This window comes from Streptococcus suis YS161 (genome assembly GCF_002760245.1).
Taxonomy (GTDB): Bacteria; Bacillota; Bacilli; order Lactobacillales; family Streptococcaceae; genus Streptococcus; species Streptococcus suis_I.
Genome location: NZ_ASCA01000043.1, coordinates 59238 through 79506, shown reverse-complemented (window position 1 = coordinate 79506; position 20269 = coordinate 59238). Strand labels below are relative to the sequence as shown.

19 protein-coding genes are annotated in these 20269 nt (G+C 43.0%); 5 read left to right on the top strand and 14 right to left on the bottom strand.

What is annotated here, in order from left to right:
* Positions 1-23: 23 nt before the first annotated feature.
* The 8 genes from sufB to SST111_RS06130 all read right to left on the bottom strand — a co-directional run bounded on the left by sufB (position 24) and on the right by SST111_RS06130 (position 9039).
* Entirely contained in the window at positions 24-1439 is a 1416-nt protein-coding gene (gene sufB, locus SST111_RS06165; RefSeq protein WP_024379508.1) for a Fe-S cluster assembly protein SufB, read from the bottom strand.
* Between the two features lie 284 nt (positions 1440-1723).
* Positions 1724-2164: a Fe-S cluster assembly sulfur transfer protein SufU gene (gene sufU / locus SST111_RS06160; protein ID WP_099810383.1), complete on the bottom strand. Its 441-nt coding sequence runs from the start codon at positions 2162-2164 to the stop codon at positions 1724-1726.
* Positions 2151-3374: a cysteine desulfurase gene (locus tag SST111_RS06155; RefSeq protein WP_044755189.1), complete on the bottom strand. Its 1224-nt coding sequence runs from the start codon at positions 3372-3374 to the stop codon at positions 2151-2153. The genes sufU and SST111_RS06155 overlap by 14 nt, the downstream gene beginning before the upstream one ends.
* Positions 3375-3377: 3 nt before the next feature.
* On the bottom strand, positions 3378-4640 hold the full coding sequence (gene sufD / locus SST111_RS06150; RefSeq protein ID WP_099810382.1) for a Fe-S cluster assembly protein SufD: 1263 nt from the start codon (positions 4638-4640) through the stop codon (positions 3378-3380).
* Positions 4641-4656: 16 nt separating this feature from the next.
* Positions 4657-5430 carry a Fe-S cluster assembly ATPase SufC gene (sufC, locus tag SST111_RS06145; protein ID WP_002938165.1) on the bottom strand — a complete coding sequence of 258 codons (774 nt, stop codon included), beginning with the start codon at positions 5428-5430 and terminating at the stop codon, positions 4657-4659.
* Positions 5431-6180: 750 nt separating this feature from the next.
* Complete coding sequence (locus tag SST111_RS06140; protein WP_099810381.1) at positions 6181-7353, bottom strand: glycosyltransferase family 4 protein; 1173 nt, start codon at positions 7351-7353, stop codon at positions 6181-6183.
* Entirely contained in the window at positions 7350-8072 is a 723-nt protein-coding gene (gene mecA / locus SST111_RS06135) for an adaptor protein MecA (RefSeq protein WP_002938171.1), read from the bottom strand. The genes SST111_RS06140 and mecA overlap by 4 nt, the downstream gene beginning before the upstream one ends.
* Before the next feature lie 127 nt (positions 8073-8199).
* Positions 8200-9039, bottom strand: a complete 840-nt coding sequence (locus SST111_RS06130) for an undecaprenyl-diphosphate phosphatase (protein WP_024376586.1) — start codon at positions 9037-9039, stop codon at positions 8200-8202.
* Positions 9040-9161: 122 nt separating this feature from the next.
* Here SST111_RS06130 and SST111_RS06125 point away from each other — a divergent pair, with 122 nt between their 5' ends.
* Together SST111_RS06125 and SST111_RS06120 are read left to right on the top strand one after the other, a co-directional pair.
* Positions 9162-10727 (top strand): ABC transporter substrate-binding protein/permease, encoded by a 1566-nt coding sequence (locus SST111_RS06125; protein ID WP_099810380.1) that lies wholly within the window; start codon positions 9162-9164, stop codon positions 10725-10727.
* The gene (locus SST111_RS06120; RefSeq protein ID WP_099810379.1) at positions 10720-11463 is read left to right on the top strand and encodes an amino acid ABC transporter ATP-binding protein; all 744 of its coding nucleotides are present in this window, start codon (positions 10720-10722) and stop codon (positions 11461-11463) included. The genes SST111_RS06125 and SST111_RS06120 overlap by 8 nt, the downstream gene beginning before the upstream one ends.
* A 122-nt stretch (positions 11464-11585) precedes the next feature.
* On the opposite strand, the gene SST111_RS06115 is transcribed toward SST111_RS06120, so the two are convergent.
* The 6 genes from SST111_RS06115 to SST111_RS06090 all read right to left on the bottom strand — a co-directional run bounded on the left by SST111_RS06115 (position 11586) and on the right by SST111_RS06090 (position 17672).
* The gene (locus SST111_RS06115) at positions 11586-11795 is read right to left on the bottom strand and encodes a capsule biosynthesis transcriptional regulator (protein WP_009910800.1); all 210 of its coding nucleotides are present in this window, start codon (positions 11793-11795) and stop codon (positions 11586-11588) included.
* A gap of 82 nt (positions 11796-11877) precedes the next feature.
* Entirely contained in the window at positions 11878-12783 is a 906-nt protein-coding gene (locus SST111_RS06110) for an SPFH domain-containing protein (protein WP_099810378.1), read from the bottom strand.
* A gap of 9 nt (positions 12784-12792) precedes the next feature.
* On the bottom strand, positions 12793-14043 hold the full coding sequence (ilvA, locus tag SST111_RS06105) for a threonine ammonia-lyase IlvA (protein WP_099810377.1): 1251 nt from the start codon (positions 14041-14043) through the stop codon (positions 12793-12795).
* A 295-nt stretch (positions 14044-14338) separates the two neighbouring features.
* Positions 14339-15361, bottom strand: a complete 1023-nt coding sequence (gene ilvC / locus SST111_RS06100) for a ketol-acid reductoisomerase (protein ID WP_002942259.1) — start codon at positions 15359-15361, stop codon at positions 14339-14341.
* Between the two features lie 138 nt (positions 15362-15499).
* Positions 15500-15976, bottom strand: a complete 477-nt coding sequence (ilvN, locus tag SST111_RS06095; protein ID WP_024418507.1) for an acetolactate synthase small subunit — start codon at positions 15974-15976, stop codon at positions 15500-15502.
* On the bottom strand, positions 15969-17672 hold the full coding sequence (locus SST111_RS06090) for an acetolactate synthase large subunit (protein ID WP_099810376.1): 1704 nt from the start codon (positions 17670-17672) through the stop codon (positions 15969-15971). Before SST111_RS06090 ends, ilvN begins: the two co-directional genes overlap by 8 nt.
* Before the next feature lie 225 nt (positions 17673-17897).
* On the opposite strand from SST111_RS06090, the gene SST111_RS06085 reads away from it, so the two are divergent.
* Genes SST111_RS06085 through SST111_RS06075 form a run of 3 tightly spaced genes read left to right on the top strand, consistent with a single transcriptional unit; the run spans position 17898 to position 20263 of the window.
* Positions 17898-18950, top strand: a complete 1053-nt coding sequence (locus SST111_RS06085; protein WP_024418509.1) for a bifunctional glycosyltransferase family 2/GtrA family protein — start codon at positions 17898-17900, stop codon at positions 18948-18950.
* Positions 18937-19872 carry a phosphodiester glycosidase family protein gene (locus tag SST111_RS06080; protein ID WP_099810375.1) on the top strand — a complete coding sequence of 312 codons (936 nt, stop codon included), beginning with the start codon at positions 18937-18939 and terminating at the stop codon, positions 19870-19872. Before SST111_RS06085 ends, SST111_RS06080 begins: the two co-directional genes overlap by 14 nt.
* Entirely contained in the window at positions 19847-20263 is a 417-nt protein-coding gene (locus SST111_RS06075; protein WP_099810374.1) for a hypothetical protein, read from the top strand. The genes SST111_RS06080 and SST111_RS06075 overlap by 26 nt, the downstream gene beginning before the upstream one ends.
* Positions 20264-20269 lie beyond the last annotated feature (6 nt).

The following is a 20269-nucleotide window of genomic DNA, read 5'->3' as shown; positions in this document are numbered from 1 at the left end:
ATGTTTGCTAAATTGCCAAAAATCTAACCAACCGACCCCTCCATTTCATAGGCAATCAGTCTATTGAGTTCGACTGCGTATTCCATTGGGAGTTCTTTGGTGAATGGTTCGACAAAGCCCATAACAATCATCTCTGTGGCTTCTGACTCGGATAGGCCTCGGCTCATGAGGTAGTAGAGCTGTTCTTCTGAGATTTTTGATACTTTGGCTTCGTGTTCGAGGGCCACTTGTGAGTTGTGGATTTCATTAAATGGAATGGTGTCTGATTTGGAAATATCATCCATGATAATAGTGTCACACTCGATGTGGCTGATAGACTTGGCTGAGTTTTTAGCAAAAGTGACTTGACCACGGTAGTTGACTTCTCCACCGCCACGAGCAATGGATTTGGATACGATAGAAGATGAAGTCCGCGGTGCATTGTGGATCATCTTGGCACCGGTATCTTGAACCTGACCCTTGTTGGCAAAGGCAATGGACAACATGGTTCCGCGTGCTCCTTCGCCTTCCAAGTAAACCGCAGGGTATTTCATGGTCGTTTTGGCACCAAGGTTTCCGTCAATCCACTCAACTGTAGCATTTTTCTCAGCACGAGCACGCTTGGTTACCAAGTTATAAACGTTGTCTGACCAGTTTTGAATGGTCGTGTAACGCATGTAGGCACCCTCGTGGGCAATGATTTCCACAATAGCAGCGTGGAGGCTAGCCGTCGAGTAAGTCGGAGCAGTACAACCTTCTACGTAGTGAACACTTGCCCCTTCATCTACGATGATGAGGGTGCGTTCAAACTGACCTGTTCCTTCGTTGTTGATACGGAAATAGGTTTGGAGTGGAATATCCAATTTAACGCCTTTTGGTACATAGATGAAGGTACCACCTGACCAAACCGCTGAGTTGAGGGCAGCTAGTTTATTATCTGACGGCGGAACGAGTTTTCCAAAGTATTTTTTGAAGAGCTCTGGGTGTTCCTTGAGAGCCGTGTCAGTATCTGTAAAGATAATACCGTGCTTGTCGTACTCTTCCTTCATGTTATGGTAGACCACTTCTGATTCGTACTGGGCAGAAGCTCCTGCCAGGTAAGCACGCTCAGCTTCTGGGATACCGATGCGTTCAAATGTTTCCTTGATTTTGTCTGGCACATCATCCCAGCTGCGTGCTGGCTTATCCGACGGTTTTTGATAGTAAACAATATCGTCAAAATCCAGTTCAGACAAGTCGGCTCCCCAAGTCTGCATCGGCATTTTCTTGAAGGTTTCGTAGGATTTTAAACGGAATTCCAACATCCATTCAGGCTCGCCTTTGATACGGGACATTTCACGAATGACTTCTTCACTCAAGCCCTTACCAGTCGAAGCCACCAGTTCCACGTTCTCATCATGGAAACCGAATTTGTATTCCCCAAGGTCAATCGGGGTTGGTTCAATTCTTTCTTCTGACATAATATAAGATACATGGCCCCTTAAGAAAGCAAATGAAAAATAGGGAATCGACCTCGTGTGCAAACACACGCGGAGATTTATCTTTTTCAAAAGCTTCTAGGGCGAGTTCAATTTCATTTCCAATCAGAAACTGAACAATCCTTTCTGTATGATTTTCATTTTTTGTTTATTTATAGTCTTTTAGTTTACTTTTAGTACTAGGCAACGAGCTGCAGACAGTACTGGAGTACGGCAAAGCGAGTTAACGAAGTAATAAAAGAAAAACTAAATGACTATATTGATGCTCATTCAGCACCTTCACTTCGTTCGATTGCTTTCTTCAGGGCATTCCATGGAAGTGTGGCACACTTGATGCGTTGGGGGAATTTGGCAACGCCTGCGAGAAGGGAGGCGTCTCCCAGTTCCTTCTGACGTGCGTCTTCTTGACCTTGGACCATTTGTGAGAAGATTTCTGCTAGTTCTTGAATCTGACTGATTTCTTTTCCAAGGACTGCTTCGGTCATCATGGACGCCGATGCGGTTGAAATGGTACACCCAACTCCGTCAAAAGCGATGTCGGCAATCCGACCATTTTCAATCTTGACTGACAATTCAATCACATCGCCACAGGTCGGGTTGTGGAGTTCCAACTTTTCCACTCCGTCCAAGCTCCCGCGGTGACGAGGCGACTTGGAGTGCTCAGACACAACTGCCATATAAAGAGAATCTAAGCTAGATAGGGCCATTGAAAAACTCCTTTGTCTTGATAATTGCCTCGACCAACTTATCACAGTCAGCCTTGGTATTGTAGATGTAAAAACTTGCTCGTACAGTAGCAGGCACCTGCAAATATCTGAGAAGCGGTTGAGCACAATGGTGGCCCGCCCGCACAGCAACACCTTCATAGTCCAGAGCAGTTGCCACATCGTGTGGATGCAAGTCATCTAGGTTAAAGGCAATAACTCCCGTCCGCTTGGACAGGTCCTGACTACCATAAATGGTCAAGCCTGGAATAGCCTGCAATTTTGGAAAGACATAATCAACCAGTTCTGCCTCGTGGGCCTGAATAGCGTCCATGCCAATTTCAGTCAGGTAATCAATGGCCGCTCCCAGCCCAATCGCACCTGCAATATTGGGCGTTCCTGCCTCAAACTTCCAAGGCAATTCCTTCCAAGTGGCTGTCTGCTCATAGACGAAGTCAATCATCTCGCCGCCGAATTCGACTGGCGACATGCGATTGAGCAACTCTTCCTTTCCGTAGAGAACGCCAATTCCTGTCGGGCCCAACATTTTATGACCTGAAAAGGCATAGAAATCCACGTCTAATTCTTGCACGTTGATGGCCATGTGGGGAACTGACTGGGCTCCGTCCACCACCAAGTAGGCATCGACTTGATGCACCAGCTCTGCTATTTCCCCAATAGGAGCTACGCTGCCTAGGACATTGGATACATGGACCAGGGAGACGAACTTGGTCTTGGAAGACAGTAGCGACCGCAGGTGGTCCATGTCTAGCTCGCCGTCTTTTAGGGTCACATAGCGGAGCTTAGCACCTGTTTGCTGACAGGCTTGCTGCCAAGGGATGATATTGGAGTGGTGCTCTTGGACCGAGATAATCACTTCCTGGTCTGGCTGGAGAATTTCCTTTGCAAACTGAGCTACCCAGTTGAGACCGGTGGTCGTTCCTCTGGTAAAGAGAATTTCCTTGCTAGACTTGGCCTGGATAAAATCAGCCACCTTCTGCCGAGCCGCCTCGTAGCGAGCAGTTGCCCGTTCCGACAAGGTGTGAACGCCACGGTGGACATTGGCATTGTCCTTCTGGTAATAATCCGCCAGCACATCTAGTACCTGCTGCGGTTTTTGAGTGGTCGCCGCATTGTCCAAATAGACCAGCGGCTCATCGTTAACAACTTGGTCTAGGATTGAAAAATCCTTGCGAATGCGTTCCAAATCCATATCTTATCTCTTTGTTAGTTTTTCTTCAATGACGGCAATCAGTTGGTCACGAACTTCCTTGACAGGAATTTCTGTAATGACTGCACCAAGGAAACCGCGAACAACCAAGCGTTCAGCTGTTGCTCGGTCCAGGCCACGACTCATAAGGTAGTACATATCTTCTGGATCCACCTGCCCGATTGAAGCTGCGTGTCCAGCTGTGACCTCATTCTCATCAATGAGGAGAATTGGGTTGGCATCGGAGCGAGCCTTGTCAGACAGCATGAGGACACGGCTTTCCTGCTGGGCATCCGCACCTTTAGCACCACGAACAATGTGTCCGATACCATTAAAAGTCAAGGTTCCACTTTCTAAGATTACCCCATGTTGCAGGATGTGACCGACCGAATTATGACCGTAGTTGGTCACGCGCGTATCCACACCTTGTACCTGACGACCGGAAGATAGTCCAACAACCTTAAGGTTGGCATGGCTGCCGTTTCCTTTTAATTCGCTGTCTAAGTCCGCAATGACATTTCCTTCGTTGAGCAGACCAATCGCCCAGTCAATCGTTGCATCATTTCCAAGATAGCCGCGACGGTTGAGGTAGGTATCCAAATGCTTACCAAGGCGGTCAATAGCCGCAAACTTGATTTGGCTACCAGCAAGGGCGATTACTTCCACGACAATATTGGCTGAAGTCGCTGCTGCGCCGTCGCCCAGACTTTCAAAGCGTTCTAGATAATTAAGCTTGGCGTTTTTTCCTGCGATGATAAGGACACGTTTGTTAAAGGCAACTGGACTGGTGCTGTCTTGGTAGAAAAGAGCTTCAACTGGCTGGTCAATTTCTACATTGTCTGGCACGTAAAGTACCGCAGTTGCGTTAAAATAGGCTGTGTTGTAGGCCGCTAATTTGTGCTCATCGTAGGCTACGGCAGCGCCGAGGTACTTTTCAATGACATCAGGAATGACATCCATGGCTGAGGCAAAGTCTGTAAAGACTACACCTTTCTCTACAAGGTCAACCGGCAACTGTTCTAGAACCGTTTGGCTGCCAACTTGAACCAACATAGGATTGTCACCGATAGCTGTAAAATCCGGCACAGCACCGATTTCATCATTTGTGGCTAGGCTTCCGTCACCAAGGTTCCAACGGTGAAATTTGACCCGCTCGATAACCGGCAAGTCCAGCTCTGCTATTTTGTCAAAAGCCTTAAGACGCAGGTCTGTCAACCAGCTTGGTTCTGCCTGCAAGGCTGAAAATTCTTGAATCTTTTCTTTGGTCATAACTTCCTCCAAAGACTTAAATGTCATCTTCTTTGTAGTCGATGCCAAGCTCAGCTGCGACTTGGACATATCCTTCTTTTTCCAAGCGTTGCGCCAATTCTGGTCCGCCTGAAAGCACGACACGGCCTTCCATCATGACATGGACTACATCAGGCGTGATGTAGTTGAGCAAGCGTTGGTAGTGAGTGATAATCATAGCACCAAAGCCTTCACCACGCATAGCATTGATCCCCTTTGACACGACTTTGAGGGCATCAATATCCAAACCTGAGTCAATCTCATCAAGAAGGGCGAAAGTTGGCTCTAACATGAGCAATTGTAGGATTTCATTGCGTTTTTTCTCACCACCTGAGAAACCTTCGTTGAGGTAACGCTCTGCCATTTCCTCTTTCATGTTGAGGAGCTCCATCTTTTCATCCAACTTGGTGATGAAATCACGGACAGAAATTTTGTCTTCATCTTCCTTACCAGCGTTCATTGCGGCACGAAGAAATTCCGCATTAGTAATCCCTGGAATTTCTGACGGGTATTGCATAGCCAAGAAGAGTCCCATACGGGCACGTTCATCGACTTCTAATTCTAAAATATTGACACCGTCAAACAGAATCTCGCCTTGGGTAACTTCATAACTTGGATTACCCATGATGGCTGCTGAAAGGGTGGATTTCCCTGTTCCGTTCGGTCCCATGATGGCTGCAATTTCACCTGTTTTAAGGGTCAAATTCACACCCTTCAAGATTTCTTTGCCTTCAATTTCCACATGAAGGTCTTTGATTTCTAATACTGACATGCTGTGCTCCTTTTCATTTTTGTCCTCTTCAAAAACCACATTAATTGACCAAGCTAACTAGATACACCGATAAGACTCAACTTTGGCAGTGGGGAAAGAACTCGACCATTCATAGAAGAGTTCGTCAACAATTTTTCGTTTTAAGTTGTTGAGCTGAAACAGTCTATTCCCAGACTGTTTCACTCCCGCCCCCGCACAGCTCAAAAGGTTCAGTGAACCTTTTGAGGTTGGAAATAGAGCGAACTTTGTTCGCAACAGTCGTAATTGTCAGATTTGGAGTGTAAAACACGAACAAATCTGACAATCAACCACTGCGCTGAGATGTTGACACTAACGTTGAGAAGCGGTACGGGGCTTGAGCCCAGCCTCACTCCACTGGACTGTTAAACTCAATCAACCACTACTGCGCTGAGATGTTGACGCTAACTTTGAGAAGTGGTGCGGGGCTTGAGCCCAGCCTCTTTTCTTGTTAATGATGATTTTCAGAGAGTGTTAATCTATAAAATAGTCTTTTCTGACAATTTTATACTCTTCGAAAATCAAAATTATCCGTTGTCAACTTACCTTGATGAGTGAAAAGCTCCAGTGGAGGTTTTCAGCCTGTTACCTTGAAATAAGATAGTAACAGAGTTCTATCTTCGGCTTCGTTTCCTAGGCTACTTTTGATTTTCATTGAGTATTAATTAACCATATCCACTATATTATATCAAAAAAAGAGCCTGACGGCTCTTATCTTGTTTAGAAAGATTCTTATTTTCTTTTCTTTTCTTCCTGTCGTTTTTTATAGGCCTCTATCCGTTCCTGACGATAGCTACTATTTCCAATGAAACGAAGCAGATTGAGCAGGGGCATGCGATTTTCACCAAAGATGCCAATCAATTCACAGAGAATCTCAATCCCCAGTCCCATGGTCACCAATAGGAGAATCCCCCCTATTCGACTCGAAACATTGAGCAAAAGAGAGGTCAGGGAGAATAAGAAAGAGATGGCGTAAATCACTAATACTGTGCCACGATGAGTAAGTCCCAGAGAGAGCAGGCGATGATGCAGATGCATCTTATCTGCTTCATAGATTTTTTGCCCAGACAATTTTCGACGAATGATGGCTACTACAGTATCCGTAATAGGCACTCCAAGAATAATCATCGGAGTAACCACTGCAACAGCTGTCGAATTTTTCAGTCCTTGAAGGGACAAGACTCCAATCATAAACCCGATGAAAAGGGCTCCTGTATCGCCAAGATAAATGATGGCGGGATTATAGTTATAAGGTAAAAATCCAACAATCGCCGCAACCAAAACAAAGATGGTTAAGGTCAAAAAAATATTGCTATCATGCAAAAAGAAATAAGACACAATTCCCATCGTTGTCAGGGAAATAATCGATACTCCCGAAACCAGACCATCCAGACCATCAATCAAGTTGACTGCATTCGTAATGGAAACAATCCAAAGGACCGTTAATAGAAAAGAGAGCCAGACAGGAAATTGAAGGAAAGGTCCTCCAAAAGGAATCTTAAAGCTATCAAAACGAAATTCCGTAAAAATCCAAATGATCGTCGCTGCAGCTAGAATACCAAACATTTTAGGAGCAGGCTTTAGCTCCTTGACATCATCAATGAATCCCGTAAGAACGATAATGCTGGATGCTAGGACCAGGGGCCAGATATAATGCAAGTAAGTGCCATGGTAATTGACACGGGTAACAATTCCTGGTAAAAAACATAAAACAGAAATGGTAAATGCCACAAAGATAGCCAGCCCTCCCGCTGAAGGCATGGGCACCTTATTTATCCGCCGCGCATTGGGATTATCGACTGCTCCAACCTTCAGGGACATAAAACGAACCAAGGGGGTCGCAATGGCTGATATGACCATGGTTGTAATAATGACCATTATGTATTTTAGAGCAAAAGGAATCATACTGTCGGAACCTTCCTAAGCTCCTCGATTGCCGCAAGTGGAAGCATCAAAGTTCCGTGTTCTTGTAAAGCAGGTCTGGTCAACTTAGTATCATTGGTAAATTCCAACATTCTTGAAAGAATGTAGCCTGGATACTGCTTGGAACGATTTTCTACATTGATAAGAACGGTCAAGTAGTAGTGACCATCCATTTTATATAATTCCGATTCTTCTACTGGATAATCAACCGTACCAACAAAAGTAAACAGATCCTCTATCGTTGGAAATTCCAAAATATAGTAAATATAGCGCTCCTGCTCCTCTTCATCTGCTTCTTCCTCTTGCTCTACCTCTTCCAAATGACGAACGGCTGTTGCATCCGGTGCGCTTTTCTCACGAACGGTTTGCTCCAAACTCTTGAAAAACTCATCTGGAGTCATACTTGCGACATCACCAAGTTCCGACAAATCTGTAAATTCATCAAAATTCAAGCTCTGATCCAAATCAGATTTGGTAACAAAGATGTCCACCCGATCTGGCTTCGGAGTCACACGAAAACTCAACATACCGCTTTCTCGGAAAGTCATTGGTAAATCCAATTCATCCAAAACAGTATAGAAGAACTCCTCTGTCTTTTCTTGCGGAATGAGAAAGTCCGAAAGTTCCATTCCTCTCTCTTCCAAATCATCTAATTTTATAGTGATTTTCAAGGTTGAATCACTAATTTGCTTTACTTTCATAACTACCTCATTCATTGATTCATCAATTTCTTAAAATTGATTGATCATTTTCAATACTCATACATATCTTCCACCATTATACTAAAACCAAGCTCGAAAGACAAAAGAAAAGCAGGTCTCCCTGCTCTTAAAATAAAAATGTGATAAAGGCATAAACCAATAAAATCGCTCCTAAAATGATGCGGTAGTAACCAAAAACCTTGAAATCATGTTTTTTAACAAAGTCTGTCAAGAAACGAATAACAACTAAGGATACCAAGTAAGCCGTCACACTAGCGACTAGCAAGATCCATACCTGCTCCATATTCAGGCTATTGCCATCTAAGAAATATTTAACAGCCTTCAAGCCACTATAACCAAACATGGTTGGAATCCCAAGGAAGAAGGTAAAATCTGCCGCCACAGATCGGCTGGTCCCCAAAATAATCGCTCCCAGAATGGTCGCACCTGATCGACTAGTCCCCGGAACGATGCTTAAGACCTGGAAACACCCAATCAACAAGGCAGTTTTATAAGACATTTTCGCTAAGTCCGTCACCTGTGGCTCTACACCACTGTTACGGTTCTCAATCCAAATGAAAGCAATACCGTAGACAATCAAAGCAATCGCAATCGGTACCATAAAATTGAAGTGCGCTTCAAACCAATTATCCAACGGAACTGCAATTAGGATGGACGGAATACAGGCAATGACAACCTTGGCCCATAATTGCCAAGTCAATTGAATATCACGCTTGGTTTTTCCAGGCTGAAATGGATTCAATTTTTTAAAGTAAATGGTCATAACTGCTAGAATTGCTCCTAGCTGAATGACAATATTAAACATTTCTAGGAAGTTCTTACTTTGGTTTAATTTCACGAACTCTTGAACCAAAATTAAATGCCCTGTTGAAGAAACTGGCAACCATTCCGTCACCCCTTCAATGATTCCTAAAAAAATGGCTTTCAACAATTCCAAAATCATAATAAACTCCTTTTTTTCAATCCTAATTATTATACCATAAAAAATAACACAATGATAGTTCAAGGATATTGAAATTTGTCAGAATTTTTAATAGAATGGTGTAATAGCATTTTAAAGGAGACATTATGAAACGTAAACTCAGTATATTTCTGCTGACCCTAATCGCTGTTTTTTCTGTAACAACAGGGGTTCGGGCAGACGAATACCTGCGGGTCGGTATGGAAGCTGCCTATGCACCATTTAACTGGACCCAAGAAGATGATAGCAACGGTGCCGTTCCTATTGAGGGAACCAATCAATTTGCCAACGGATATGATGTTCAGGTTGCAAAAAAAATCGCTGCTTCCATGGACAAAGAACTCTTGGTTGTTAAAACCAAGTGGGAAGGCTTGGTCCCTGCTCTTACATCTGGTAAAATCGATATGATTATCGCCGGTATGAGCCCTACAGAAGAGCGCAAGAAAGAAATCGCCTTCTCAGATAGCTACTACACTTCAATTCCTGCCCTGGTTGTTCGTTCTGATAGTCAGTACGCAAATGCAACCAGCTTGGAAGATTTTGCTGGCGCAAAAATCACTGCCCAGCAAGGGGTTTACCTCTATGATTTGATTGACCAAATTGAAGGGGCTAACAAACAAACTGCCATGGGAGATTTCTCCCAAATCCGTCAAGCTTTAGAATCTGGCATTATAGACGCTTATGTTTCTGAACGTCCAGAAGGTCGTACAGCAGAAGCTGCAAATAAAGCTTTCAAAATGGTTGAATTGGCAGACAGTTTTGAAACCAATGCCGAAGACGTGACCATTGCTGTCGGTATGCGCAAAGATGACGAGCGTATCGCTCAGGTCAACGAAGTCTTAGCAACTATTTCAGAAGAAGAGCAAATCGCACTTATGGATGATATGATTGAAAACCAGCCTGTTGAAGAAGCCAGCGAGGGTGAAACACCTAGTTTCTTCGCCCAAGTTTGGAATATTGTTGTTAACAACTGGCAACAACTTCTGCGCGGAACTGGGATGACATTACTCATTTCCATCCTCGGTACAATTATCGGTACTGCTATTGGTCTCCTCATCGGTGTCTTCCGTACAGCTCCAAAAGCAGCAAACAAGGCACTTGCTATTGGTCAAAAAGTGCTCGGTTGGATTATCAATATCTACATCGAAATTTTCCGTGGTACGCCGATGATTGTACAATCTATGGTTATTTACTATGGTACCGCCCAAGCATTCGGACTCAATCTTGACCGCACACTTGCCGCCATCTTCATTGTATCCATCAACACAGGTGCCTACATGAGTGAGATTGTCCGCGGTGGTATCTTTGCCGTCGATAAGGGCCAATTTGAAGCTGCGACTGCTCTCGGTTTTACCCATAATCAGACCATGCGTAAGATTGTCCTTCCACAGGTTATTCGTAACATCTTACCAGCGACTGGTAATGAATTTGTCATCAATATCAAAGATACTTCTGTATTGAACGTTATCTCAGTTGTTGAACTCTATTTCTCAGGAAATACTGTCGCAACCCAAACCTATCAATATTTCCAAACCTTTACGGTTATTGCTATTATCTACTTCATTCTAACCTTTACTGTGACACGTATCTTACGCGCAGTTGAAAAGCATTTTGATACAGATACATACACAACAGGTGCAAATCAAATGCAAGTCGAGGTGCCACATGACTAAAAATGTAATTCTTGAAATCAAAAATCTAAAGAAATCATACGGACAAAATCAAGTCCTCAAAGACATCTCTATTAGCGTTGAAAAGGGCGAGGTTATCTCAATCATCGGTTCATCTGGTTCGGGAAAATCAACCTTCCTCCGATCTATCAACCTTTTGGAAACACCAACAGAAGGACAGATTCTATACCACGGACAAGATGTTTTGGCTAAAGGATATGATTTGACGACTTACCGTGAAAAACTAGGTATGGTATTCCAATCCTTCAACCTTTTCAACAATCTAAATGTATTGGAAAATGCCATTGTAGCACAAACTACGGTACTGAAACGAGATCGAGCTGAGGCAGAAAAAATCGCCAAGGAAAACCTCAACAAGGTTGGCATGACCGAACAGTACTGGCAAGCCAAACCAAGTCAACTCTCTGGTGGACAGAAACAACGTGTGGCCATTGCACGCGCCCTGTCTGTTGACCCAGAAGTTATCCTCTTTGATGAGCCGACTTCTGCTCTCGATCCAGAGATGGTTGGGGAAGTTCTCAAAACCATGCAAGATTTGGCAAAATCAGGATTGACGATGCTTATCGTAACTCACGAAATGGAATTTGCCCGCGATGTTTCAGACCGTGTCATCTTTATGGATAAGGGTGTCATTGCCGAAGAAGGCACTCCTCAACAAATATTTGAAAATCCCCAGGAAGAACGGACTCGCGAATTTCTCCAACGTTTCCTTGGATAATCTTTCATTCTATGCTAAATCCCACACTTACCAGTTTTCTAGGCTGGTAAGTTTTTTTGTACCAAAAAAAGAAGACCAAATGGTCTTCTCAATAAAGGTTCTAAATAAAACTATTATTTAGATTAGTTTTCAAATTTCTTGTGGTTTTTATCGTAAAAGTCAATCAAACCCAAGGCAGTAGCAAATGAAATGTTGTCAATTTTAGCGCGTCCTTGTGCAAGAGCGATAACTGACATTTCACGAGCATTCGTTTCCTTGCTGATACGGTAACCAGTGATTTTCTTTTCACGAACCCAGCCAACAACTGCGGCAACTTTTTCGTAACTAGTCATGAGAAACCCCTTTCCTTTTTATTCGTGCAATTAAGTATAATACAGATAAACCTATTTTGTCAAGCAAAATGTTCGGTTTTTACTATGATTTTACTTTGAGAGATGACAATAGTTGTGTTCTGATATCTTCTACTCCTTCCGGATTTGCAGGAAGGAAAATGGTTTGATTACCTCCTTGTGCAAAATTGTTTAATGTATCCAAGTATTGGTTGGTCAACAGGATAGACATAATTTGCTCCTCAGACAGACTGACATTTGAATCTTTCAATTCTCTAATCGAATCTGCCAAGCCATCTACAATTGCCTTCCGTTGTTGGGCAATCCCCACACCATGTAGACGGTCCTTTTCAGCCTCTGCTTCTGCTGCTGTGACAATTTTTATCTTGTCTGCTTCCGCCAATTCTTGGGCCGCAACCCGTTTCCGCTGAGCTGCGTTAATTTCATTCATTGATTGCTTGACCTCGGCATCCGGCTCCACCTTGGTAATCAAGGTCTTGACGATAACATAACCGTAGGTTGACATTTCTTCGGCCACTTGTTTTTGAACTTCTAGAGCAATTTCATCTTTTTTCTCAAAAAGCTCGTCCAAGGTCAATTTAGGAACAGATGACCGAAGGGCATCCTCAATATATGACTTGATCTGAGCCTCTGGATGCATAAGTTTATAATAGGCATCCGTCACATTATGTTCATTAACACGATATTGAGTGGCAACATTCATAGTCACAAAGACATTGTCCTGAGTTTTGGTTTCTACCACGATTTCACTCTGCAACATCCGCAATTGAATACGGGCTGCAATGACATCAACTCCAAAGGGGATTTTAAAGTTAATACCTGAGGTAGATGTTTTTTGGTACTTCCCAAACCGCTCTACGATAGCAACCGTTTGTTGCTTGACAACATAAAGCCCTGAAACAACCAAAATCAAAGCAATAAATAGAAAGAACAAGAAACTGCCGATAAAAATAAATGGACCTAGTACCATAACGACCTCCTAAACAAGCATTTTGTAAAGCGAATCATTTTCATGAAGATTGATATACTGGGGATCAAACTCTTCCAAGCGAGAAATAAACTGCGTATAATCTGTTTTATCTCCTAGGGCAATACCGATTAGAACCGGTCCTGTTCCCTTATTGGCACGTTTGATATATTCAAAACGAGTAATATCATCATTTGGCCCTAGAATTTCATTTACAAATTCACGAAGAGCCCCTGGACGTTGTGGAAAATTAACAACAAAGTAGTGTTTAATTCCCTCGTAGATAAGCGCACGTTCCTCCATTTCCGGCATCCTGTTGATGTCGTTATTACCACCAGAAATGATACAACAAATGGTTTGCCCCTTGATTTGGTCCTTGACTACCTCAAGAGCTGCAATTGTTGCTGCTCCAGCTGGCTCAGCAACAATACCCAGCTTAGAATAGAGGTCTAAAATAGTCCCGGAAATCCATCCTTCATCCACACCAATCAGGCGATCTACGTATTTCCGAGCCACTTCGTAGGTCGACTTACCGACTTTCTGTACCGCAATACCGTCAGCAAATTTATCAATTTGGTCTAATTTAACCGGACGACCTTTATCAAAAGCCGCTTTCATTGACCGTGCCCCACTTGCTTCAACACCAACAATCTTAATTTCAGGTGCATGTTCTTTCAGATAGGTCGAAACGCCTGCAACCAGACCACCTCCTCCTATGGGAACTAAAATTTGGTCAAAACTAATGGTTTGCTCTTCCGCTTCTTCCAAGATTTCATAGGCTACTGTTCCTTGACCAGCCTGCACATTTTCATCATCGAATGGGTCTATAAAGGTTTTCCCACTTTCCTGAGTATAATCTTGTGCCGCCTTGGCTGACTCATCAAAGGTATCACCTACGAGCCGAATCTCTACGTAGTCCCCTCCGAAAAATTTAACCTGCCCTATTTTTTGTTGCGGAGTTGTAATGGGCATAAAAATCGTAGCAGGAATTTGCATTTCCTGACAGGTGTAGGCCACACCTTGAGCATGGTTCCCAGCCGAAGCACAGACCACTCCGCGTGACTTCTCATCATCTGTCAATTGTGAAATAGCATAATAGGCTCCTCGAATTTTAAAAGAGCGAACACGCTGTTCATTTTCTCTTTTTAAATAAATAGTTGCACCATATTTTTCCGACAAGTATCGACTATAATCCAAGGGGGTACGCACTACCACGCGCTTAAGAACGGAGTATGCTTGTTCTACATTTTTTGCTGTAATCATAGTTCCATTAATTTCTTTCTATATTTATTGTATCATTATTCCCTAGAAAATCCTAGTATTTATACTTATATTCAAGCTACTAGCATGTTATTCAACAGAAAACGAATGTTTAATTTTGTAAAGATCTATTTATGAACAAAATGGGCAAAAGAGCTGGAAAAACCAGCTCTTTTATTCATTTTCGGAGATAAGGGAAAAAGGGAATGACATCCCCTCATCCGCCAACTCAAACCTTAAATGTATTGCCATCACTCAAAGTAAAGCTGACCATCCCCCCTATCTACCATGTTAGTGTTTAATTATAGATTTTGAATGCGTCGTCATCATTGCGTCCGACAAATGGCATTGCTTTTCGGAGTTCTGCACCTACTTTTTCGATTTCAAGATTCTCTGCTTCTTTACGATAAGCTTCCATACGTGGACGGCCTGCTTTATAGTCATTTACAAAGTCATTTGCAAATTTACCAGATTGAATATCTGCAAGGACTGCTTTCATGTTTTCTTTGACTTGGTCTGTAATCACGCGTGGACCTGATACATAGTCACCAAATTCAGCAGTGTTTGAGATAGATTGGCGCATTTTCTTGAAGCCACCTTCGTAGACAAGGTCAACGATAAGTTTCATCTCGTGGAGAACTTCGAAATAAGCCAATTCTGGTGCATAACCTGCTTCTGTCAAGACTTCAAAACCAGCTTGCATAAGAGCTGTCAAACCACCGCAGAGAACAGCTTGCTCACCAAACAAATCTTCTTCTGTCTCTTCTTTGAAAGTTGTTTCCAAAAGACCAACACGGGCTGAACCAACACCTTTTGCCCAGTCCATCGCAATATGTTTTGCATTGCCAGTTGCATCTTGGTAAACAGCATAGAGGGCTGGTACTCCAAAACCTTCTTCAAAGGTACGGCGGACCAAGTGACCTGGACCTTTTGGTGCACACATGAAGACATCCACATCTGCTGGTACCTTGATAAATTCAAAGTGAACGTTGAAACCATGAGCAAAACCAAGGGCATTGCCCGCTTCCAAGTTTGGAGCGATTTCGTCATTGTAAAGGTCTGCTTGGATTTCGTCTGGAGCCAGGATCATGATGACATCTGCTTGTTTTGCTGCTTCTGCTACTTCAAAAGTTTCAAAACCGTCTTCTTTTGCCTTGTCAAATGACTTACCTGCACGCACACCGATGATGACATCGTGCCCTGTATCACGCAAGTTTTGAGCATGGGCATGACCTTGTGAACCATAACCGATAACGGCGATACGTTTACCGTCAAGTGCTGCTACTGTTACATCTTTTTCATATTGCATTGTTACTGTCATAAGATTCTCTTTTCTATTTTTATTTGTAGTTTTGGATGTTCAAAGAAAATGAAGGCTAGACTAGGCGATGCAGACGAAGATAGAACTAAAGTTCATTAAGCCAAATCAACGCAGGATAGGTTTTATTATCGAAAAGGATTAGTCTCTACTAAAGCCAGTCGCACCCGTTCTTGCGATATTCTTAATGCCATAAGGCTGAATCACCCGCAGGAGGGCGTCAATCTTATCTCCATCACCTGTCATTTGAATGGTAATGGAGTGCGGTGCCACATCGACAACATTTGCTCTAAAGGGTTGGATAATCGCTAAAATTTCTGCTCGTTTTGTTGGCGGAGCTGAAATTTTAACAAGAATCACCTCACGCTCTAAGTGGGGAATGTCCGTCAAATCACGGACACGGACCACATCAATCAAGCGGTTCAGCTGTTTGATGATTTGTTCGACCTCATCGTGACTGGTCACGTCTACAATCACCGTCACACGTGAGATGCCATCTACTTCTGTTGGGCCGACGGAGATGGACTCAATATTGATTTGGCGACGAGATAGGACACCTGTAAAACGATTCAAAACACCAGATGAATTTCGCAATTTAGCTGTTAACATTCTACGCATTGAACTTCACCCCCAACATTTCTGCATTGCTCTTACCTGCTGGCACCATCGGTTGAACATGTTCACGATTAGAAATATGAACCTCTATGAGCATTGGTTTATCTTCCAAGATAACTTTCATGTCTTCACTGAGAGTCGCTGGATTGTCAAAACTATAATGACTAATTCCATAGGCCTCCGCCAACAATTGGAAATTCGGTTCATCGTCAAATACAGATTGGCTACGACGCTTTTCATAGAAGGATTCCTGCCATTGACGAACCATTCCAAGAGAGTGGTTATTGATCAACACAACCTTAATCGGTACACCATAGCCATTCAAAATAGCCAATTCTTGGTTGGTCATTTGGAAGCCGCCATCACCAACAAAGATGATTACTTCTTTATCTGGATTGGCTAATTTGGCGCCGATAGCTGCAGGAATACCAAAGCCCATGGTTCCCATGCCACCAGATGTTACAAGTTGACGTGCATGTTTGTAGGGGTAGAATTGAGCGGCCCACATTTGATGCTGACCAACGTCTGTTACGACAATGGCATCCCCTTGCGTCAACTGACCAATTAATTCAATTGCCGCCTGTGGCTTAATAACCTTTTCATCTTCATCATACCAAAATGGCGCCCGACGTTTGTTTTCCAATACTTGTGCCGTCCAATCAGCATAGCCTGTTTCGACTGTTTCTAAAGCAAGCAGAGCTTTCAAGGTTGCTTTAGCATCACCAACTACTGGAATAGCCGTTTTGACAACTTTACCAATTTCTGCGGGATCAATATCAATATGTGCTACCGTCGCATTTTGCGCATAGGTTATTGGATTTCCTGTTAGGCGGTCATCGAATCGCGCTCCAATATTGATAATGTAATCAGCCTGATCCATAGCCATATTAGCAGCGTATGAACCGTGCATACCACCCATAGCCAAGGATAATTCATGCTCAATGGGCATTGCACCTAATCCAAGGAGGGTTGAAACTACTGGAATACGGTAGCGCTCTGCAAAGGCAACTAATTCTTTATTGGCATCTGCATAATTGACACCACCACCAGCCAATATAACTGGTTTTTGAGCTTGGCTAAGCTGTTTCAAAATTTTCTTAACCTGCAAACCATTTGGTTCAACTGTCGGTTGATAACTTGGAAGTTGAACAGTTGGATCGTGATAAAAATCAACTACTCTCTCTTGAATATCTTTTGGAACATCAATGACAACCGGACCTGGACGACCAGTTGTTGCAATATGAAGCGCCTCTGTAATCACACGAGGAATATCTGCGGTATCTCGAATCTGATAATTATATTTAGTAATCGGCATAGTCATCCCCAAGACATCGGCCTCTTGAAAGGCATCCTTACCGATTCCCCGTGTAGCTACTTGACCTGTAAAGACCAACAAGGGTACGCTATCTCCCATAGCATCCGCAATACCTGTGATGGCATTTGTTGCTCCTGGACCAGAGGTTACAATGGCTACGCCCACCTTTCCTGATGATTTAGCGTATCCTTCGGCCTCGTGGACCGCTCCTTGTTCATGACGAGCCAAAATATGCTGGATTCCCTCATATTGATAGATAGCATCATATAGAGGCAAAACTGCCCCACCAGGATAACCAAAAACAAGGTCTACTCCTAGCTGATGCAGGGTGTCCAAAATGAGATAGGACCCCGAACACGGTTGGTCTAGTTGAATTTCTTGCACGAATATTCCTCCTCTCTGCAAATTTGTTATCTACTATATTATCACAAGGAAGTAGAATGTCAAGAAATTTTCTGAAAATTCCTACATTTGTTCGTTTTCTTAACGATTTCCTAACATTTACTTAAGTAAAACTTAAGTAAATCCCTTGACTGGCTTGGTTTCAGCTTGCTTTTAGAAAACTTCAGTATAGTAGTCCCAACAAGAAAAATAAATGAGGTTTAGGATATGTATTATGTAGTGATACCGACTTACCAGCCAGATGAAAAATTAATCCAACTATTAGAAATAATGACAAACAGGCTAAATTGTCAGGTCATCGTTGTAGATGATGGTAGTACTGGCGCATCCAAAAATATTCTTGAAATCGCCAAAACCTATGCCACTGTTCTCCACCACGATGTCAATAAAGGAAAAGGCCAAGCCTTACGGACTGCCTTTAGCTTTATCCAAGATTTGAGAAAGCCTGGTGTCGTTGTTACCGCTGATGCAGATGGTCAACATGCTGTGAATGATATAGACCGTGTCGCACGCGCTGCCATGAACCTACCCAGTCGCCTCATCCTTGGCGTCCGTCAATTTACCAAAGACATTCCCTTTCGGAGTCGTTTTGGTAACAAACTAACCAGAGTATTGTTTAGACTACAAACGGGTGTCAATGTGTCCGATACCCAAACAGGCTTGCGTGGATTCCATACTGACTTAATTCCATTCATGTTAGATATTGAAGGCGACCGCTATGAGTACGAGATGAACATGTTAACTCAGGCAAGTCAACGCTATAAAATTACGGAAGTTCCAATTCAAACTATTTATATCGATGATAATGCCAGTTCGCATTTTCGTCCCATAAAAGATGGACTGCTCATTTACAAAAATCTCTTCAAATTTGCCCTGGCATCTTTTGGTGGATTTCTAGTTGACTACGGAGTGTATGCACTTGCCTTATTACTACTCACTAGCTTACCAACTGCTCTACGCTTATTGGTCGCAAACACGATTGCTCGCATTTGTAGTGCTATCTGTAATTTTGCACTTAATAAGAAATTAGTCTTTAACAGTGAAGAGAGCATCGCACGAACAGGCGCAGGCTACTTTACACTAGCCCTTGTCCTCTTCCTTTGCGATACAGCCCTCCTCTATCTCTTCCACCAAATTCTAGGACTCAACCTCTACATTGTCAAACTTGCAGTTGGTATCTTCCTTTTCCTAGCCTCTTGGTTTGTTCAAAAGAATATTATTTTTAAAGAAAGGAAATCATTTTCCCATGAAATTGCTTAAAAAACCCTTTGCCTACGCATCCATCTTCGGAATGCTTTTGACAGGAGGCTTTACTTACTCCATGTTAAAAACCTTCGTGCTTTCCGAGGCTATCACAACGGTTGCTGCAAGTAATGCCACAGCCAATAGCCAGAACACAGCTACTTCATCGTCGTCAACTGCCGCAACCACTGCAACGAATGTCTCTACAACGGATACTAGTTACACTGATGACAATATCCAAATCAACTTAGAGACTATCACTACCAACAACACAACTGTTTACGTCGCAGATATTCAAGTCAGCTCACCCGAGTATTTAAAAACAGCACTTGCACAAAACACTTACGGTACAAACGTAACAGCTAAAACCTCAGAGACAGTGGCAGCAAACAATGCTATCTTAGCTGTTAACGGTGACTACTACGGAGCCAACTCGACTGGTTATGTTATTAAGAATGGAGTTCTGTATCGAGACACCGTTCGGGACAATGCAGCTTACGGCGACTTGGCAATCTACACAGATGGCTCATTTGAGGTCATTTATGAAAATGAGATTACCGCCCAAGAATTGATTGACGAGGGCGTTGTCAACCTCTTAGCATTCGGTCCATCATTGGTAGAGAATGGTGAAATTGTCGTTGATACATCAACAGAAGTTGGTCGTGCCAAGTCATCCAATCCTCGTTCTGCTATCGGAATTATAGATGAAAACCACTATATCATCGTCGTGGCCGATGGGCGAACATCTGAAAGTCAAGGACTTTCTCTCTATCAAATGGCCGAGGTTATGAAGCAATATGGTACCCAAACAGCCTATAACCTTGACGGTGGTGGTTCGTCAACCCTCTACTTCAACGGCCAAGTCATCAACAATCCAACAACAAATGGAAATACTATCTCAGAAAGGGCGGTGAGTGACATTGTCTACATCGGTTACTAATTCAACTACAAGAGTTTCAAGAACGTTTATCTCCTACTTAGCAATAACAGCTTTCCTGTTTATTTTCAGTCGAATCTATGAAAGTCTCAGCTATGGCGAAGTCTCTGTCTTTATGCATTATATGTTCTGTGTGACCCTGATTGGCGGAACTGTGCTACTCGGTTTGCTGCAACTTATACCTACTCTTTCACGTCTCTCTTATAATTTGTGGAATTCTGGCGTTGCAACTATTACAGCTGGTTGTCTTCTCCGAGGCATTATCAACCTATCTGGACGTTCAACCACCTTAGATCAACCTTATTGGTACATCGGCGCAGGATTCTTAGTTCTATCGTTAGTCGGTCTTTTCATCAATCCATCCGCAAACAATCATCGAAAAACGACCACTTAATCTACA

Coding starts and splice junctions, on each gene's coding strand:
- ilvA (WP_099810377.1), bottom strand. CDS start 14,043: ATGATTACAGCAAAAAATGTAGAACAAGCATACTCCGTTCTTAAGCGC.
- SST111_RS06120 (WP_099810379.1), top strand. CDS start 10,720: ATGACTAAAAATGTAATTCTTGAAATCAAAAATCTAAAGAAATCATAC.
- sufU (WP_099810383.1), bottom strand. CDS start 2,164: ATGGCCCTATCTAGCTTAGATTCTCTTTATATGGCAGTTGTGTCTGAG.
- mecA (WP_002938171.1), bottom strand. CDS start 8,072: ATGAAAGTAAAGCAAATTAGTGATTCAACCTTGAAAATCACTATAAAA.
- SST111_RS06115 (WP_009910800.1), bottom strand. CDS start 11,795: ATGACTAGTTACGAAAAAGTTGCCGCAGTTGTTGGCTGGGTTCGTGAA.
- SST111_RS06110 (WP_099810378.1), bottom strand. CDS start 12,783: ATGGTACTAGGTCCATTTATTTTTATCGGCAGTTTCTTGTTCTTTCTA.
- ilvN (WP_024418507.1), bottom strand. CDS start 15,976: ATGCGTAGAATGTTAACAGCTAAATTGCGAAATTCATCTGGTGTTTTG.
- SST111_RS06125 (WP_099810380.1), top strand. CDS start 9,162: ATGAAACGTAAACTCAGTATATTTCTGCTGACCCTAATCGCTGTTTTT.
- SST111_RS06140 (WP_099810381.1), bottom strand. CDS start 7,353: ATGATTCCTTTTGCTCTAAAATACATAATGGTCATTATTACAACCATG.
- SST111_RS06155 (WP_044755189.1), bottom strand. CDS start 3,374: ATGGATTTGGAACGCATTCGCAAGGATTTTTCAATCCTAGACCAAGTT.
- sufB (WP_024379508.1), bottom strand. CDS start 1,439: ATGTCAGAAGAAAGAATTGAACCAACCCCGATTGACCTTGGGGAATAC.
- ilvC (WP_002942259.1), bottom strand. CDS start 15,361: ATGACAGTAACAATGCAATATGAAAAAGATGTAACAGTAGCAGCACTT.
- sufD (WP_099810382.1), bottom strand. CDS start 4,640: ATGACCAAAGAAAAGATTCAAGAATTTTCAGCCTTGCAGGCAGAACCA.
- SST111_RS06085 (WP_024418509.1), top strand. CDS start 17,898: ATGTATTATGTAGTGATACCGACTTACCAGCCAGATGAAAAATTAATC.
- SST111_RS06080 (WP_099810375.1), top strand. CDS start 18,937: ATGAAATTGCTTAAAAAACCCTTTGCCTACGCATCCATCTTCGGAATG.
- sufC (WP_002938165.1), bottom strand. CDS start 5,430: ATGTCAGTATTAGAAATCAAAGACCTTCATGTGGAAATTGAAGGCAAA.